The sequence below is a fragment of the Xanthobacter autotrophicus genome, from assembly GCF_029991245.1.
Taxonomy (GTDB): Bacteria; Pseudomonadota; Alphaproteobacteria; order Rhizobiales; family Xanthobacteraceae; genus Xanthobacter; species Xanthobacter autotrophicus_C.
Genome location: NZ_JAIVFO010000489.1, coordinates 1 through 379, shown reverse-complemented (window position 1 = coordinate 379; position 379 = coordinate 1). Strand labels below are relative to the sequence as shown.

The window sequence follows — 379 nt, the reverse complement described above, 5'->3', positions numbered from 1 at the left end:
CTCGTGGCCACCGCGGCCGCGCAGGGTGCCGCCTTCATCGGTCTGAGCCCGCTGCACGCCCTCCGCATGGACCGGGCCGACCTCGCCAGCCCCTACAGCCCCTCCAGCCGGCTCGCGCTCAATCCGCTGTTCATCGACGTGACGGCGATGCCCGAATTCCTGCGCAGCGCGCCCGCGCAGGCACTGTACGCGGACGGTGCCTTCCAGCAGCGCCTGGAGGCGCTGCGCGGCGCGGAGGCCGTGCAGTACGCCGACGTCGCCGCCGCCAAGGAGGAGATGCTCGCCCTGCTTTGGGAAGAATTCCGCCAGGGCGACTGGAAAACGCTCAGCCCGCGCGGCGTCGCCTTCCAGGCCTTCCTGCAGGAGCACGACGCCACCC

At 72.0% G+C, this 379-nt stretch carries 1 protein-coding gene; it reads left to right on the top strand.

Annotated features, from left to right (window positions below):
- The coding region (locus K9U41_RS23805; RefSeq protein WP_282643281.1) for a 4-alpha-glucanotransferase at positions 1-379 on the top strand (379 nt) is incomplete at both ends.